Source organism: Cryobacterium lyxosi, from assembly GCF_004403345.1.
Taxonomy (GTDB): Bacteria; Actinomycetota; Actinomycetes; order Actinomycetales; family Microbacteriaceae; genus Cryobacterium; species Cryobacterium lyxosi.
In genome coordinates this window covers 159,238-175,455 of the sequence record NZ_SOGT01000012.1, presented here as the reverse complement: position 1 = coordinate 175,455, position 16,218 = coordinate 159,238, and the positions used below count along the sequence as shown (strand labels likewise).

The window sequence follows — 16,218 nt, the reverse complement described above, 5'->3', positions numbered from 1 at the left end:
GGGGTTGATGCAGAACACCAGCCAATAGGCTGCTGGGATGACGAAATCTGTTCCCACCATCACCCTCAACGACGGCCACACGATTCCGCAGCTCGGTTTCGGCGTGTTCAAGGTCGAACCCGACGAAACCACCCGCATCGTGGCCGACGCGCTCTCGGTCGGCTACCGCCACATCGACACCGCCGCCGTCTACGGCAACGAGGAGGGCGTGGGCAAGGCCCTCGCTTCCTCCCACATCGACCGCTCCGAGCTGTTCATCACCACCAAGCTCTGGAACGACCGTCAGGGCACCCAGTCGGCCTTCGATGCGTTCGAGGAGAGTCTCGAGAAGCTCGGCCTCGATTACGTCGACCTCTACCTGATCCACTGGCCGGCCCCGGCCAACGACAAATTCGTCGAGAGCTGGAGAGCTCTCGAGAAGATTCAGGAGTCCGGCCGGGCCCGCTCCATCGGCGTCTCGAACTTTCTGGTGCCACACCTTGACCGCCTGCTGCATGAGACGAGCATCGTGCCGGCCATCAACCAGATCGAGCTGCACCCGGCGCACCAGCAGCCAGAAGTCACCGCTTTCGCCCGCGAGAATGGCATCAAAATCGAAGCGTGGGGCCCGCTCGGCCAGGGCAAGTACCCACTGTTCGAGGAACAAGTAGTAGCGGATGCTGCCGACGCGCACGGCAAGTCGCCCGCACAGGTCGTCATTCGTTGGCACCTGCAGGTCGGCAACATTCTGTTCCCCAAGTCGAACCGGGTGGAGCGCATGACCGAGAACTTCAACGTCTTCGACTTCGAACTCACCCACACCGAGGTCGCCATGATCTCCGCCCTGGAGCGCGCCGGCCGCGTCTCGGCGCACCCCAACGAGGTTAACTAGCACGCAGCATGCATGTGAGGCCGTGGCCCCGCCGACTCATGGTCGGTGGGGCCACGGCCGTGTGCCCGGCCGGATTCGACCCGCCAGCGGCGTACATTGGGATGCGTTGCGTTTTTTATGAGGCGCGGGTGCGCGCGTCTGCGCCGATAGGCAGAAAGATCCCATGAATCCGATTGAATGGCTGTTCGACGCCCAGTTGCAGATCGGTACCCAGACCATTCTCTGGCGCGAGGTCGTCGGCAATGCGTTCGGAATCGCGAGCGCGGTCGGCGGCATGCGTCGCAAGATCTGGGCCTGGCCGGTTGGCATTATCGGCAATGCGCTGCTGTTCACCGTGTTCCTCGGCGCCGTTTTCGGTACACCCAACCCGGTGAACCTGCTCGGGCAGGCTGGCCGCCAGATCATGTTCATCGTTGTGTCGATCTTTGGTTGGGTGCAGTGGCGCCGCAGCCGCGACTCCGCGGTTCAAGTGGCCGTCGTGCCACACTGGGCCAGCAATCGCACGCGTGTTCTGCTGGGTCTCGGCCTCGTCGCTGGCACGCTGGTGCTCACCCCGATCTTTCGCGCGCTCGGCTCCTTCGAGCCGGTCTGGGCGGATGCCTGGATCTTCACCGGCTCCCTGCTGGCGACCTACGGTATGGCCAAGGGCTGGACCGAATTCTGGCTCATCTGGGTGGCCGTCGACATCGTCGGGGTGCCGCTATTGATCAGCGCCGGCTACTACGCCTCCGCCGTGCTGTACCTGTTCTACGGGGCGTTCACCGTCATCGGGTTCATCGTCTGGGTGCGGGTGCATCGCCGCGCCCAAGCGCTTACGCTACGTCGTTGAGCGTCTTCTCCATTGCCTTGAGCCGGCTCTCAATCAGTCGCAACTGTTCTGTAACGTCGCGTTGGGCGGTAATACCCTCCCGCATCACTTGCAGGGTCTCCTGGGTCGTTGCCACGCTCGCGCCATTTCGACGCTCTTTCTCCAATCCACACGAGAACCACGAAGCATCCGGGGATAGCCTGCCCGAACAAAGTTTTGATTGTCAAATAAACATTTCATGTCGATTTTTTCTAGATGAAATTGTCCGACGGTTTATTGTGCGAGCACATGATTAGATTTCTGATTCATCACCAGAATATTTTTCGCTACAGTGTGCTAATTTATCGTCACGTTTGCTGAGGTAGCGACCGAGCGCGGGTACCCTAATTTGCGCGGTCGGAGCACAATGGAAGAATGCCCAACCACCTAGTTGATGCCGTCAGTCCGTACCTGCGTTCCCACTCAGAAAACCCGGTGCACTGGCACAGCTGGGGCATCGAAGCCTTCGTCGAGGCAAAAAAACGTGATCTGCCCGTTCTCGTATCGATTGGATACTCGACCTGCCACTGGTGCCACGTGATGGCCAGGGAAAGCTTCAGCGATCCAGACATCGCCGACTATCTCAACGAGCACTTCGTGAGCATCAAGGTGGACCGCGAGGAACACCCCGATGTCGACGCGAGCTATCTCGCGGCCGCGAGCGCCTTCGTGCAGGGCCTTGGCTGGCCACTCAACGTGTTCGTCACGCCCGACGGGCAGGCCTTCCATGCCGGAACGTATTTTCCCCCGGTCGGTCAGCCGGGACATCCATCATTTCGCGACGTACTGTCCGCGGTGACGGATGCCTGGCTCACCCGCCGCGAGGAGGTGACGGCGGGCGCAGCTCGCGTAGCGGAAGTGCTCGCCGAGTCGGCTCGGCAGCTTGCCGCGGGGTCGGAGTCGGTCGGAGCGGACGGTTTCGCGGATGACGCCCGACCCAGCGCGGAAGAACTCGACCACGCCGTCGCGGAGCTCGTCGGCTTCGAAGACACCCTTTTCGGCGGCTTCGGCGGCGCGCCGAAGTTTCCGGCGTCGCCGACGCTCTCCTTTCTGCTCGGGCACGGCAGGGTGTCCGCGTCCGCGTCCGAGCCCGGCGCCGCGCCGAGTAGCGCAGCCCCAAGCGACGGCACCGACCTTGCGCTGCGCACGCTCAAGATCATGGGTGCATCCCCGCTGAGGGACCCGATCGAGGGTGGCTTCTTTCGCTACGCGGTCAACCGGGATTGGAGCGATCCGCACTACGAACGTATGCTCTACGACAACGCTCAACTGCTCGGCCTGTACACCCGCGCCTGGATGCTCACCGGCGGGGCGTGGGCTCGCCACGTGGCCGAGGGCGTCGCAGGTTTTCTCACTGATGTGATGCAGCTCCCGAGCGGCGGGTTCGCCAGCGCGCAAGACTCTGAGAGCACGGTTGATGGCGTGCGGGTCGAGGGTGGCTACTACGCGCTCGAGGCGAGTGAGCGCCAGCGGCAAATTCCTCCCGCACTGGACGAGAAGGTGCTGACTGGCTGGAACGGCCTCGCCATCCAGGCCCTGGCCCGGGCCGGTTTCGTCTTCGACCGCCCCGACCTCATCAGCGCCGCCCGTCGTGCCGCTGAGTACCTGCACGAGCAACACGAGCGCGCCGACGGTACCCTCGTGCGCGCCTCTGTTGCCGGTGTAGACGCAGCCCGGGTCCAAGCGCACCGCACCGCCCGCGACGGTACTGCTGCCGATGGTATCGCTGCCGACGCCCCTGCTGCCGATGATATCGCTGCCGACGCTACTGCTGCCGATGATATCGCTGCCCACGCTACTGCTGCCGGTCGGGCTGTCTCCGGCCGCACGTCAGCAGCCAAAGCCACGCTGGAAGACTACGGCATGTACTCACGGGGGCTCCTCGAACTCGCACTCGTCACCGGCGACGTGACCTACGCCAGCCGGGCTCGCCGCCTGCTCGACAGCACGATATCAAACGCCCCTTCCACCGCCGAATCGTCGCAATCAGCGGCTCGGGCCGGAGCCAGTGGCACGCACCAATCCGCCGTTTTCCGCCCGCCACACGGCGCGGATCCGGTGCTCAGGGCGCAAGGGCTGGTCAGCGCCGTCGATCCCTCCGAAGGTGCCTACCCGTCCGGACTGTCCGCGAGCGCCGACGCCGCCGTGCTGCTGTACCGCCTCACCGGCGACGATCGCTATCGCCGGGCCGCGCAGGCCGGCCTCAGTCTGGTGGCCTCACTCGCGCCACAGCAACCGCTCGCCTTCGGCGCAGCACTGCACCTGTTCGACGAACTGAGCACCCCGATCGAGCAACTCGTTATCGTCTCGCCCGACCGAAGCGACGAAAACCAGCAGACCGTCACACCGCGCCCCGTCACTCTCCCCGATCTCGCTCGGCGGCATCCAGCGCACGTCGTCGCATCCGTTTCAGAGGCGCAGGCCCGGGCCTTCGCCGCCGCCGGCTTCTCCCTGTTCGACCAGCGCACCGCGCCGAGCGGCCTGCCCACCGCGTATCTCTGCCGCGATTTCGTCTGCCAGCTGCCGGTGACCGAACCGGGCGAGCTACCAATGCCGGCCGCGACGACCGACCTGATCGCTCGCATTGTGGCCGAACGGCAACACCCCGGTTCGGCGCCCACGCACTGACGGCGGGGAACCCGTCCCATATCCGGGAAACCGGAGAAAGAACCGTCATGGTTTCCGAAATCAACATCTGGGCCGGATTCACCGCAGCCCGCAAGGTCACGCACGACGCGTTCGGCCGCCGCCCGGCCGGCCTCACCGGCTCACCCTCGCTCGTGAACGGGTGACGATCTTGTTGATGGCCCTGATCAGGGGCCTCTTCAGTATCACCGCGCTCTGACCCCGCTAAACCGGCCGAACGGGTGCCACAGCATCCGTTCATGCGCGGCCGGTCGCGGCAACGAATTACCAACGTCAAGACGTACACTAAGTACAAATGCCACCGCGTTTCACAAAACGCCAGTCGCTCATCGAGAACCTCGTCGCTTCTCGAGAAGATCGTCGCTGCGAAACACCCTGAATCATTCACGCCGGCAATTTCGATGCACTCCTCGGTGTCAGCCCTGGCTGGTCCACGATCGAGTGCACCACTTTCTCAAGGAGGACCATGGCGACACGCGATATCCCCAAGGCACAACCCGAGACTCCCAACCAGGGCTATGCCGATACTTTCGACGGTGACATTTTTGACACCGACGCCTTTCGCCCCGACTCCGTCGGATTCGACTCGAGCGAGCCTGAACCCCCCACCAACACCGGGCTGATTCCGACCCTGTCCCTCAGCAGTGAACCCGAGTTGGTGTTGATAACACCGGATGCCCGTACCCGTCGCTTCGACCGTGACGATCTCGTCGTGCGCAAGGGCGAGATAGCCCTCATCAACGGCCACTACACGCCGCACGAGTCCATGGTGAAGGACCTCGTGGCCGTGTACGACGCCCTCACCGCTGCTGGCATCGACTTTCTGCTTGTGCGCGGCGACCACAACCGGCCGGTCATCGCCGTCGACCGCAAACGACGCAAGGAAATCACCAAGGTATTGAGCCGGGCGTTCGCCAACGAGCCCTTTTATGCCAAGCCGCAGGATGGCAACGTCAGCCAGCAATTTCTGCTTGCCGACGGCGCTCTCATGACGCTGCGCAAATCCTCCGTGTTTCGCGTTTACCGGCCGCGTATCGAACCGATCGGCCGCCTGCGCTACGGCGCCCAGACCGCGTTCCAGCTGGAATTGTGGCGCTTCGGCGAAGACGAAATAATCGCCCCCGTGGAAAACGCCCTCATGCGCACCCGACTGCCGCGCTCTGAAGCCCGTGAAACGACGATCGACCTGCATGGGCGCTCCTGGCTGACCCTGCAGAACATGTTCGACGACCTCGCAAGCGACGTTTCTTTCGACATCGACCTTGTGTTCAGCTGGGTCGACGGGTCGAGCGACGAATTTCAGCGGGAACGTGCCAAGCGCATGAAGGCCTACGTCATCGGCGAGGGAGACGATTCCGACGCCCGTTTTCGCCAGATCGACGAGCTCAAGTACGCGCTGCGGAGCGTGTATATGTTCGCCCCGTGGATTCGACGTATCTTCATCGCGACCGATTCGCCCGCGCCGGAGTGGCTGGCCGAGCATCCGCGTGTCACGATCATGCGCAGTGAAGACTTCTTCGTTGACACGAGCGTGCTGCCCATTCATAATTCGCACGCCGTGGAAAGCCAGCTGCACCACATTCCGGGCCTGGCCGAGCACTTTCTATACTCGAACGACGACATGTTCTTCGGTCGCCCGGTCGGTCCAGAGCTGTTCTTCTCGCCGGGCGGGGTGACCAAATTCGTAGAGGCAGCCACTCGTATCGGTTTGGGCGAGAACGACCCGACCCGCAGTGGCTTCGAGAACGCCGCTCGGGTGAATCGCGCGCTGTTGCGGGGGCGCTTTGGCAAAGTCACCACTCGGCACCTCGAACACACGCCGGCGCCCATGCGCAAGAGCGTGTTGCTCGAGCTGGAACAGGAGTTTCCCGAGGATTTCAGCCGCACAGCCGCCAGCCGGTTCCGCTCGGCGACCGACATCTCGGTCACCAACTCGCTCTATCACTACTACGCCTTGATGACTGGTCGCGCGGTCGCGCAGACGCAGGCGCGCTCGCTTTATATCGAAACGACGCTGCGCATCGCCCTGCGACAGATGAATCACCTGCGCAAGCATCGCGATCAGGACATGTTCTGCCTGAACGACGGCAGTCGCCCGGAAATCTCTACCGAAGTGCGCCGCGCCGCTGTGACCGAATTTCTGGAACTGTACTTTCCGATCGTGGCACCGTGGGAACGGACCAGCCCGGCGACTAGCGCAGAACCGGGATCGGCCTGGTCATCGGGGGCTCGCGCAGTGCGGGCAGAGTTGCCGACGGCGTAGTCTCGACGCCGGAAGCGTGCAGGCGACGCGCGCTTTCGGCGGCATCGACGTATTCCAGCGTTGGATGCTGGCCTAGTGGCACCACGGAGTGCAGCACGGTGCCCGGGAAGACGTGCACCAGGTTGAATGCGCGAGCACCGTCCCTGCCGAGGGTGCCGCCGACGGGAACGTTGAGGTCCTGGGTGTAGCAGGTCGCTGACGAAACCGACACGGGGATGCCCGCGAACATCGCCATCGACGAGTAATGCAGGTGACCGGCGATGATGCTGCGCACGTCGGAACCGCGCAGTACCTCGGCCAGACGCTCCTGATCGCGCAACTCGACGGCGGTGGCCAGGTCGAGCACGCTCGGAATCGGCGGGTGGTGCATGGCGAGAATGGTGCCGTCGGGCGCGGGCACGCGCAGTTCCTCGGCGAGCCAGAGCAGCTGCTGGTTGGTCACGGCGCCGTGGTGGTGGCCCGGAACAGACGTATCAAGGGTGATGATTCGCAAACCATTGAGGTCATAGGACCGGTCGATGGGCGATTCACTGGGCAGTTGGTCGAGCAGTTCAGTGCGAAACGCCGAGCGATTGTCGTGGTTGCCCATCACCCAGATAACGCGGGCGCCAAGACGTTCAGCGGCCGGCTCGACGATTGCACGCAGCAGTTCATAAGCGCCCGGTTCGCCCTTGTCGGCGAGATCGCCGGTGAAGACGATGGCCTCGGGGCGGGCGCCAGAGGCCTCGACCTCGGCGAAAAGGTCGGCCAGATGGATTTCAGCATTGACGCTGCCATAAAGCTTCGAGCCCCCCGCCAGCAGGTGGGTGTCGCTCAGGTGTAACAGAAAGTGGTCCGGCCGGGGGAATTCAGCCGTTCGAATGCTCACAGAGCGTCCATTCGTTTGTCGCGGGCGTGCTCAATCTGGCGCGTCGTCACGATTGTTTCTCCTATTCGATCAGAAGTTCTTGAACAACGGGTGTACGCCACACATCAATCGAACATCACTGGGGTAAATGGGGAAAAAGTTCGTTCGATCAGTGAAGGCGCTACGCTGGCGGCCGGCTGTACCGCGCTACGAGGCGGTTTCGCCCGGCGGCAACGACTACGGCAACGGCAACGGCAACGGCTACGATTTCTCCGGTGTCGTCGACGAGTTAGGCGATGCTGTCGCGGGTTTTCCAATCGGTGATGCCGTTAGCGGCGGCAAGCGGATGCATGCCCAGGTAAACGTCGTCGTCGACGCGACGCGCATCCCCACGGAGCCGGCCGCGATCACCGACGGGCAGGCAGGGGGTCTCGACAGTGCGGTACGTGCAGCCTGGGCTAGTGTTGCGGCCCCGGCCTGATCGCAGGCGACACCGTACCTCCCCGAAACACGTGGCATGCTTGACCGTGCGCAATTGGTTACCTCGAAGCTCCCTCCGGCAGGGATCGCTGATGTACCTCGTCGGGGCGTCGTTGACCGCGTTCGCCTTCTTTGGCCTCTACCTGTTCTTCGTGCGCAGCCACGCCGGCCAGGAGGCCGACCAGCTCGCGTATGACGGCGCCGAATTCGGTCGCCTCAGCATCACGCCGTTCACCGGCCGGGTGCTCGACTCCGTGCCGGATATCGCCGTGGTATTCGGGGTGGTCCTGACTGCGATCATCGCGCGGGTGCGCCGCAACTGGCGCACCCTGATCGTTGCGCTGGTCGCGGCGGCGGCGGCCACGGCGTCGGCGCAACTGCTGAAATACGGGATACTGGCCCGGCCCGACCTTGCGGTCGAGGGGTATGCCGGAAATTCATTCCCGTCGGGGCATACGACGGTGGCGGCGGCATCCGCTCTCGTGGTGTTTCTGGTCGCGAGCCCGCGCCTACGCCCGATGGTCGCGGGCTGGGGCACAGCCTTCGCTGTGCTGGCCGGTGTGGCAACGCTCGCCAACCAATGGCATCGACCGAGTGACGTCATCGCAGCCCTGCTCTGGGTCGCCCTGTGGGGGTGCCTCGCCGGGGCGGTTCTGGCCTGGCCGCGCCCGGGCATCGTGACGCGAGCCGGTACTGCGACCCCGGCCCCGACAGCCCGGCGCCGGGAATTCACCGGGCTGCGCCACTCGACGGTTCGCATTGTTCGGTGGGTATCGATTGGCTGTGGGGCGTTCTCTGCCGTGGCGTTCATCGCGACTCTCGTGTTGGACAGCAGCCTGTTCGAGCGCGTCGGCACGCTGGGAACCGTCATTGCCTACCTGGGCGGAGTGGCGGCCATCGTGACGGCCGGGCTGCTGCTCGCGCTCAGCGGAACCCGGCTGTTCGCCCGCCTGCACTAGATTCATCGCCGAGGGGTGTACTCAATCAGAGCCACGTGCGACACTGACTCATGGCCGTCACGCTAAGAGCGATCCAGACTGTAGTTCCCCCGACGATTCTGATTCAAGAGCAGGTGCGCGATATCTTCGCCGCCCAGCCGGGGCTGAGCCGACTAGCTCAACGGCTGGTCAGCACGAGTTTCAACGTGTCGGGCATCGAGACCCGACACACCGTCATCGACGAACTCACCATCGACAACGATTCGGCCGAACCACATTTCTTCGATGCGCGCCAGCAGCTTCTGCTGGTGCCGAGCACCAAAGTGCGCAACGAGCTCTACATCACCGAGGCCACCAAACTCTTCGTTGAGGCTGGCCGCCGGGCGCTCGCCGCCTGCCCCGACATCCGGCCCGACGATGTGACCCACGTCGTCACCGTCTCCTGCACCGGGTTCTACGCGCCCGGCCCCGACTACATGCTGGTGCGGGAGCTCGGGCTGAAGGCCAATACCCAGCGTTACCACCTGGGATTCATGGGCTGCTACGCAGCAATGCCGGCCCTTCGCACCGCAAAGCAGTTCGTCGAGGCTGACCCGAACGCGGTCGTGCTCGTGGTGAGCGCGGAACTCTGCTCGCTGCACCTGCGCACCTCGAACGACCCGGACACCATCGTTGCCTCCTCGCTATTTTCTGACGGTGCCGCCGCCGGCATCGTTAGCGCCAGAGCCCCGCTGCCCGGTGAGAAGGCCCTCGGCCTCGACCTGTTCGAAACGGTGATCACCCCGGTCGGCGAAGGCGACATGGCGTGGAAGATCGGCGATGAGGGCTTCGAGATGATTTTGAGTACTTATGTGCCGCACATCATCGACGAGCACATCGAGGGAGCCCTCGCCCCACTGTTCGCCCGCGATGCGTCAATTACCGCGCAGCTCGCGGCTCCGCTCCGCGAGGAAACGAGCGAATCAGCTGCGGGAGGTAGCGAGGCCGCCCATGTTCTCACCCTCGCGCCCCCGGCCTCGCTCAGCTCGGTGATCGAGCACTGGGCAATCCACCCCGGCGGCCGAAGCATTCTCGACAAGACCGAAGCAAAGCTCGAACTGCGCGCCGACCAGCTGAATCCATCGCGAGAGACTCTGCGCACCAATGGCAATATGAGCAGCGCGACCATTCTGTTCGTGATGAAATCCATTCTCGACGGCGCGGCCACCGCCGATGGCGAACGGGTCTGCGCCATGGCGTTTGGGCCCGGCCTCACGGTGGAGTCCGGCCTGATGACTGTGATCGAGGGCTGAATGGCCCTTCCCTCGCTCCGCGTGCGGGCGCACAGGGCCGTGGAAATCATGGATTCTCCGCTGTGCGACCCGGCCATGCTCACCCGCACCTATCAGGATTTTCGCGTGGTCAATGCAGTCGTGTCTGGCTGGTGGAAGATCTATCGCCGCAGTATCCGCCCTGCTCTGTCGACGACGACCGAGATGACACTGCTCGACGTCGGCTCCGGGGGCGGCGACGTGTCGCGGGCGCTGGCTCGCTGGGCCGTGCGCGATGGCCTGCGGCTCAAAGTGACCGGCATCGATCCGGATGCCCGCGCGCACGTGTTCGCGACCAGTCAGCCGAAAATCGTCGGGCTGTCATTTCAGCGGGCGCTGAGTTCTGACCTCGTAGCCGACGGCGAGCGCTTCGACTTCGTGGTCTCGAATCACGTGCTGCACCACTTGAGCGTCGACGAGCTGAAAGGGTTGCTCTTGGATTCGGAGGCGCTCGCCCGTCGCCGGGCGCTGCACGCCGACCTCGAGCGGTCGAATTTCGCCTACCTCGGGTTCGCGGCGGCGACGTCGCCGTTCTTTCGGCACTCCTACATACGCCCCGACGGGCTCACCTCGATTCAACGCAGCTATACCGCCGAAGAATTGCGGGCGGTTGTGCCCGCCGAGTGGACCGTGTCGCGCGGCCTCCCCTCTCGGTTGGAGCTGCGCTGGGAAGCTCCGAGGCAGCCGGCAACGACCGCGGCTGAGTCCGCGCTGCAAGAAGCGCCACCTGCCCCGGATGCGCCAGGGCCTGCGGGTAAACGATCAGGGCCTGACTCGGCGTCAGAGGCGGAAAGCACATCGGATGCGTGACGTGCTTATCGTCGGTGGGGGACCGGTGGGCACGATGCTCGCCTGCGTCCTGGCCGTCGGCGGGCTCGACGTCGAGGTACTCGAGCAGCGTGCGCAGCCGTCGCTGCGCTCGCGGGCGATCGGCATCCACCCGCCGTCGCTGCGGGCACTCGCCGCAATCGGCGTTGCCGACGCCCTCCTTGAGCGAGCCGTGCGCATTCGCGCGGGGGAGGTGCGCTCCGACGGCCGTAAGCTCGGGCAGCTGTCGTTTGAACGGGCAGCGCCGGGATATCCGTTCGTGGTCGCCCTGCCGCAGTACGAGACGGAGGCCCTGCTGCGCGCGCGGTTCGACGAGCTCCGGCCCGGACGATATCGCAGCGGCGTGACAATGACCGGTGTGCGCGACCACGGTGACGCCGTCGCGGTGTCCACCGATTCCGGCCCGATCGAGGCTCGCTATGTGATCGGGGCCGACGGAGCGCGCAGCCGGGTACGCGAGGCGGCGGGCATCGCGTGGCGGCAGCTCGGGCGCAGCGAAACCTATCTCATGGGCGACTTCGTCGACACTGCCCCGACGAGCACGCATCCGGACGACGCCGGCGCGGTGCTCTATTTCGAGCGCGGTGGCGTGGTCGAGTCGTTTCCGCTGCCCGATGGTCGTCGCCGCTGGGTGGCGATGACCGATTTTCTCGCAACGGATGCCGACAGCGCCGACCTGGCCGCGCTTATCCGTCATCGAACGGGGGTGCGTGTGGTCGAACCCCTCGGGGCCGCCAGCGCGTTTGCCGTACAGCAGAGGCTGGCCCGGCGCATGCATTCGAAATCGCTGCGCGTTCCGGGCGGGCCGATGTCCGGTCCCCGCGCTGCGGGCCGCATCGTGCTGGTTGGGGACGCGGCGCACGAGATCAGTCCGATCGGCGGGCAGGGCATGAATCTCGGCTGGCTCGACGCCGTTGCACTCGCACCGGCGCTGCAGCGGGCGCTGCTCGATCCGGCGGCGGCGGCATCCGTTTTGGCAAAATATGACCGCACCCGTCGCAGTGCAGGGCGTCGCGCTGCCCTGCAGGCCGGATTCAACATGAATATGGGCCGCCCCGCCCACGGTGCGCGGCTCCGCGCCCGCAACGCCGTCGTGCGCTCACTCACGTTGCCGCCGGCCAACGAGGTCGTTGCCCGCGCGTTCACCATGCGCTGGCTGTGACTGGTGCGGGCGCCGGCCGCGCATCGAGTTGAATAGGTGGGTGACTTCTGCAACTCTCATACCTCGCCTCCGCACCGACCTCGCTGCCGCCCACTTCTCGGTTCCCGGCCTGACCGGCCTGTGGGGGATCGAAGCGGATGCCGCGCTGCACCGCAACCAGCGGGTTCCGGCCCGGCGGGCGCTCGCCGCCCTTGCCGTCAAACTCGGCCGAAACGAGCCCGCCGCGACCCTGGCCCGGCTGTTCCTGCTCGGTGACCCGGTTTCGGTCGTTGACCTCGACGCCGCGCTGCCGTCGCTCGGGGCTGCCGGCGCTCGGGAGCTTGGTCTTGTGGCCACCGACGATGACTCGCGCGTGCGCCCGCTCGTCGACCTGCGCCCGTATAGCTTCATCGACGCCCACGGCGCCGACAGCTGGTGGATCGTGAGCGATCTCGGGGAGCTGGCGCTTGGGCATGCGCTCGGCGAAACCCATGTTCTCGGCATCGGCGGGGCGTCCCTCACCCTGAGCGGACTCATGATGCCGAACCCGGTGGAGCGCACGCTCGACATCGGCACCGGCTGCGGAATCCAGGCCATGCATGCCTCCCGGAACGCCGAGCATGTCGTTGCGACCGATATCTCGGTGCGGGCGCTCGAGCTCGCGGCGCTGAACGCGACGCTCAACGAGATCGACAATATCGAGTTTCGGTTCGGCAGCCTGTTCGAGCCGGTGGCGGGGGAGAAGTTCGATCACATCATCTCGAATCCGCCGTTCGTGATCACCCCCCGGGCCGAGGGCGTGCCGAGCTACGAGTACCGCGACGGCGGAATGGTCGGCGACGCGCTGGTCGAGGCCGTCGTGCGCGGGGCCGCCAGCCACCTCACGCCCGGCGGCGTCGTGCAGCTGCTCGGCAATTGGGAATACCACGGCGAAACGGATGCCTTCGAGCGGCTCGAGCGCTGGCTCACGCCCGCGACGCTCCCGGGGGCCGGCGCGCCCGCGACATTCCCGGGGGCCGCACCAGCGGCATCCTCGCCGGCACTCGACGCCTGGATCATCGAACGCGAAGTGCAATCGCCAGGCCAATACGCCGAAACCTGGATTCGCGACGGCGGCACCCGGCCCGGCCCCGACTTCGACCGGCTGTACGACGCCTGGTTACAGGACTTCGACGCGCGCGGCGTGCGCCGGGTCGGGTTCGGCTACCTGCTGCTGCGGCTGCCTCACGCGGGTCTTGCCGCCCCCACCCTGCGTCGCCTCGAACGGATGCCCGATGCCCTCGGCCACAACCCGGCCGGCCTCGGCGCGCACCTCGCCGAGTGCCTCACCGCCCACGACTGGCAGGTTCAAGCGGAGGACGCGCTCCTGTTGCGCACGCAGCTCACCGTGGCCTCCGACGTCACCGAGGAACGCCACTACTGGCCCGGTCAGCAGGATCCGACGCTCATGACCCTGCATCAGGGCAGCGGATTCGGTCGCTCGGTTCCCCTCGACACGGCCCTGGCCGGGCTGGTCGGAGCCTGCGACGGCGACCTCGCCGTCGGCGCTATCATCGGCGCTCTCGCCCAGCTGCTCGCGGCGGACGAGGCAGCGCTCACCGCCGAACTCCTGCCGAAGGTGCGCGAGCTGCTCGTCGACGGCTTCCTGTTGTTGCCCCAGCCCGCCTAGGGCAGCGGCCTCGCCCCGCCCATAACTCCTGCAATGTGCACACGCCCCAGAAAATTCGGCCGGAATTCCGGGCATCCGCTGGGTACCGGCCACAAATTGCAGGAGTTATGCGCCGGGCGGGGGCGTCGGGCGCACCGCGCTTGTCACCCGGGCGGGGAGCGCCACCGGCATCGGCTTCGCTGCAGCACGGATGCTCGGTGAACTCGGCGCCCGGGTGATTCTCACCGGAACGACGGCGCGGGTATTCGACCGCGCGGAAGAACTCACCGCCGACGGCCTCGATGCCGTCGGAATCGTCTGTACCCGCGACTCGGCCGCCGGCGCTGCGGGACTGGAGGCGGCCCTCACCGCGGGCGGGCACAAGCCGACGATTCTCGTGAACAACGCCGGCACGGTCGCCGTCGGTGACGCCAAGATGGGCCACGGCGACATTCTCACCAGCCCCGCCGAGTGGGATCGGGGCCTTGCCAGCAACCTGTCCACGGCCTTTCACGCCACGCGCGCCGTAACCAGTTTCATGCGCGCGGCCGGCTGGGGCCGCATTGTGACGGTGTCGAGCGTGAGCGGAACCATCATGGCGAGTCGCGGCGATGTCGCCTACGCCGCGGCGAAGGCCCGCTTGGTGGGGCTGACCCGAGCCCTCGACCTCGCCGTCAACGAAGCCGGTGCCGGCATCACCTCCAACGCCGTCGCCCCTGGCTGGATCGCGACCGGCTCCCAACTCACGAGCGAGGCCCTGGCAGGTGCGCTCGTACCGGCTGGTCGCAGCCGGTTCACCGGTCAGTCGGTCAGATGACTGACTAACGACCTTCAGGATAAAGTGTCAGTCCGCACGGTCTGCGGTAGTTTGGACTCATGACTGGCGCCGTACTGAACAACCACGGGCGAGCGCCCGAGATCAGCCGTTCTGAAACAGACCGATCGTGAATCGGCGCACTTTTCTGCTCGGCACGGCGTCGGGATTTTCGGTCTTGGCGCTCGCAGCGTGCGTGACGCCGCAGCCGGTGCCATCACCGTCCGTGACACCATCCACGCTGACACCGTCGATCGTGCCCCAGCCGCTCACGGTCTCCCGCACCAACTGGTCGAGCGACCCCTTCTCCCGCGGATCCTTCAGCTACGCCGCCGTCGGAGCCACTCCCGAGCACCGTGTGGACCTCGGTCAGTCCGTCGACGCCCGCGTGTTCTTCGCCGGTGAAGCTACCGCGGCTGAGGAGCCCGGAACCGTGCAGGGCGCGCGTGCCTCTGGCCTGCTGGCGGCCAGCCAGGTACGTGACGTCGCGGCCCCGGGAGAACGCATCACCGTCATTGGTGCCGGAATTGCCGGCATCACGGCGGCTCGCCAACTCGTCGACGACGGCTTCAACGTGGTCGTCATCGAGGCGCGGGACCGCATCGGCGGGCGTATCGACACCGTCAGTGGCGACTGGCCGTTTCCGATCGAACGGGGTCCCTCGTTCGTGCATCGCACGTCGGTGGATTTTCTGGACGACGAACTGACCGCCCTCGGGGTGAGGCTCTTACCGTTCGCGCGCACGCCAGAGGTGCGTACCCGGGCCGGGGCTGTCGTGGACGTGTCGCCGCTGGGTGCTCAAGCCGTAGCCGGCGCCCTCAGCTGGGCGGCCAGTCAGCAGCAGGATGTCTCGGTCGAACGCGCCCTGATCGATTCGGGCGAGGCCAGCCTGTCGAAGACCCCGAACGCCGAAGGCCTCTCGGATGCCGACTGGCTCGAGTACGAAATCGCTACGAAACTCAAGGTCGAATCCGGGGCCACCCCGAGCCAGCAATCGGCCTGGTACACAACCGACATCGCGAGTACCGACGACGATCAAATCGTGATCGGCGGATACTCGACCCTGCTCAACAGCGATGCGGAAGGCCTCGAACTGTTGCTCTCCAAGGTGGTCAACCGTGTGGCCCACGACAACAACGGCGTGAGCCTGCGCCTCGGCACCGGTGAGTCGTTGTCCGCCGATCGAGTCATCGTGACCGTGCCGCTTGGCGTGCTGAAGGATGCGGCGATCGAATTCTCGCCGGCGCTGCCGTTTTCTCACCGAGGTGCCATCGCCGCCCTTGGCATGGGCGTGGTCGATAAGATCTGGCTGCGCTTCGACGTGCCGTTCTGGGACACGTCGGCCAGGCTCTGGACCATCGTGGGCGAAGACGCCGACTTTCCGGTTTGGATCAACATGATGCCGCTCACCGGCGAACCCGTTCTGATGGGCCTGGTCGCCGCCGAAAACGCGACGAGGCTATCCGAGCTCGATGATGACGCCTTTCTCGCGGCAGCGCTCACCGGCCTCGAGCCGTTCCTCGCGGTGCCTGACGCGAAGTAGCCGAACGCGAAGTAGCCGAACGCGAAGCAGCCACACGTCAAG

At 65.6% G+C, this 16,218-nt stretch carries 13 protein-coding genes; 12 read left to right on the top strand and 1 reads right to left on the bottom strand.

What is annotated here, in order from left to right; genetic code table 11:
* Positions 1-37: 37 nt before the first annotated feature.
* From E3T27_RS10620 to E3T27_RS10605, 4 genes are all read left to right on the top strand, one after another.
* The gene (locus tag E3T27_RS10620; RefSeq protein ID WP_134572667.1) at positions 38-871 is read left to right on the top strand and encodes an aldo/keto reductase; all 834 of its coding nucleotides are present in this window, start codon (positions 38-40) and stop codon (positions 869-871) included.
* 163 nt (positions 872-1,034) lie between these two features.
* Entirely contained in the window at positions 1,035-1,700 is a 666-nt protein-coding gene (gene pnuC, locus E3T27_RS10615; RefSeq protein WP_104198247.1) for a nicotinamide riboside transporter PnuC, read from the top strand.
* 393 nt (positions 1,701-2,093) lie between these two features.
* Entirely contained in the window at positions 2,094-4,346 is a 2,253-nt protein-coding gene (locus E3T27_RS10610) for a thioredoxin domain-containing protein (protein WP_134572665.1), read from the top strand.
* A gap of 484 nt (positions 4,347-4,830) precedes the next feature.
* Entirely contained in the window at positions 4,831-6,627 is a 1,797-nt protein-coding gene (locus E3T27_RS10605) for a stealth family protein (RefSeq protein WP_104198245.1), read from the top strand.
* On the opposite strand, the gene E3T27_RS10600 is transcribed toward E3T27_RS10605, so the two are convergent.
* Positions 6,557-7,495 (bottom strand): phosphodiesterase, encoded by a 939-nt coding sequence (locus E3T27_RS10600; protein WP_104198244.1) that lies wholly within the window; start codon positions 7,493-7,495, stop codon positions 6,557-6,559. The two genes, E3T27_RS10605 and E3T27_RS10600, sit on opposite strands and share 71 nt — an antisense overlap.
* A gap of 151 nt (positions 7,496-7,646) precedes the next feature.
* Here E3T27_RS10600 and E3T27_RS16570 point away from each other — a divergent pair, with 151 nt between their 5' ends.
* From E3T27_RS16570 to E3T27_RS10560, 8 genes are all read left to right on the top strand, one after another.
* Positions 7,647-7,955: a hypothetical protein gene (locus E3T27_RS16570; protein WP_166786186.1), complete on the top strand. Its 309-nt coding sequence runs from the start codon at positions 7,647-7,649 to the stop codon at positions 7,953-7,955.
* A 91-nt stretch (positions 7,956-8,046) separates the two neighbouring features.
* Entirely contained in the window at positions 8,047-8,913 is an 867-nt protein-coding gene (locus E3T27_RS10590) for a phosphatase PAP2 family protein (protein WP_104198243.1), read from the top strand.
* A gap of 50 nt (positions 8,914-8,963) precedes the next feature.
* Positions 8,964-10,184 carry a type III polyketide synthase gene (locus E3T27_RS10585; RefSeq protein WP_134572661.1) on the top strand — a complete coding sequence of 407 codons (1,221 nt, stop codon included), beginning with the start codon at positions 8,964-8,966 and terminating at the stop codon, positions 10,182-10,184.
* A complete protein-coding gene (locus tag E3T27_RS10580; RefSeq protein ID WP_134572660.1) occupies positions 10,185-11,012 on the top strand; it encodes a class I SAM-dependent methyltransferase in 828 nt (275 codons plus the stop codon). It abuts the gene before it with no gap.
* A complete protein-coding gene (locus E3T27_RS10575) occupies positions 11,005-12,192 on the top strand; it encodes an FAD-dependent oxidoreductase (RefSeq protein ID WP_134572658.1) in 1,188 nt (395 codons plus the stop codon). Before E3T27_RS10580 ends, E3T27_RS10575 begins: the two co-directional genes overlap by 8 nt.
* 40 nt (positions 12,193-12,232) lie before the next feature.
* Positions 12,233-13,840: a DUF7059 domain-containing protein gene (locus E3T27_RS10570; RefSeq protein WP_134572656.1), complete on the top strand. Its 1,608-nt coding sequence runs from the start codon at positions 12,233-12,235 to the stop codon at positions 13,838-13,840.
* A gap of 28 nt (positions 13,841-13,868) precedes the next feature.
* Positions 13,869-14,636, top strand: a complete 768-nt coding sequence (locus E3T27_RS10565; protein ID WP_134572654.1) for an SDR family NAD(P)-dependent oxidoreductase — start codon at positions 13,869-13,871, stop codon at positions 14,634-14,636.
* A gap of 127 nt (positions 14,637-14,763) precedes the next feature.
* On the top strand, positions 14,764-16,176 hold the full coding sequence (locus tag E3T27_RS10560) for a flavin monoamine oxidase family protein (RefSeq protein ID WP_104198237.1): 1,413 nt from the start codon (positions 14,764-14,766) through the stop codon (positions 16,174-16,176).
* The last annotated feature ends 42 nt before the right edge of the window (positions 16,177-16,218 follow it).

Bases quoted from the DNA above. Each gene is read 5' to 3' on its own strand.
- E3T27_RS10620 (WP_134572667.1), top strand. From the start codon at position 38: ATGACGAAATCTGTTCCCACCATCACCCTCAACGACGGCCACACGATT.
- pnuC (WP_104198247.1), top strand. From the start codon at position 1,035: ATGAATCCGATTGAATGGCTGTTCGACGCCCAGTTGCAGATCGGTACC.
- E3T27_RS10610 (WP_134572665.1), top strand. From the start codon at position 2,094: ATGCCCAACCACCTAGTTGATGCCGTCAGTCCGTACCTGCGTTCCCAC.
- E3T27_RS10605 (WP_104198245.1), top strand. From the start codon at position 4,831: ATGGCGACACGCGATATCCCCAAGGCACAACCCGAGACTCCCAACCAG.
- E3T27_RS10590 (WP_104198243.1), top strand. From the start codon at position 8,047: ATGTACCTCGTCGGGGCGTCGTTGACCGCGTTCGCCTTCTTTGGCCTC.
- E3T27_RS10585 (WP_134572661.1), top strand. From the start codon at position 8,964: ATGGCCGTCACGCTAAGAGCGATCCAGACTGTAGTTCCCCCGACGATT.
- E3T27_RS10580 (WP_134572660.1), top strand. From the start codon at position 10,185: ATGGCCCTTCCCTCGCTCCGCGTGCGGGCGCACAGGGCCGTGGAAATC.
- E3T27_RS10575 (WP_134572658.1), top strand. From the start codon at position 11,005: ATGCGTGACGTGCTTATCGTCGGTGGGGGACCGGTGGGCACGATGCTC.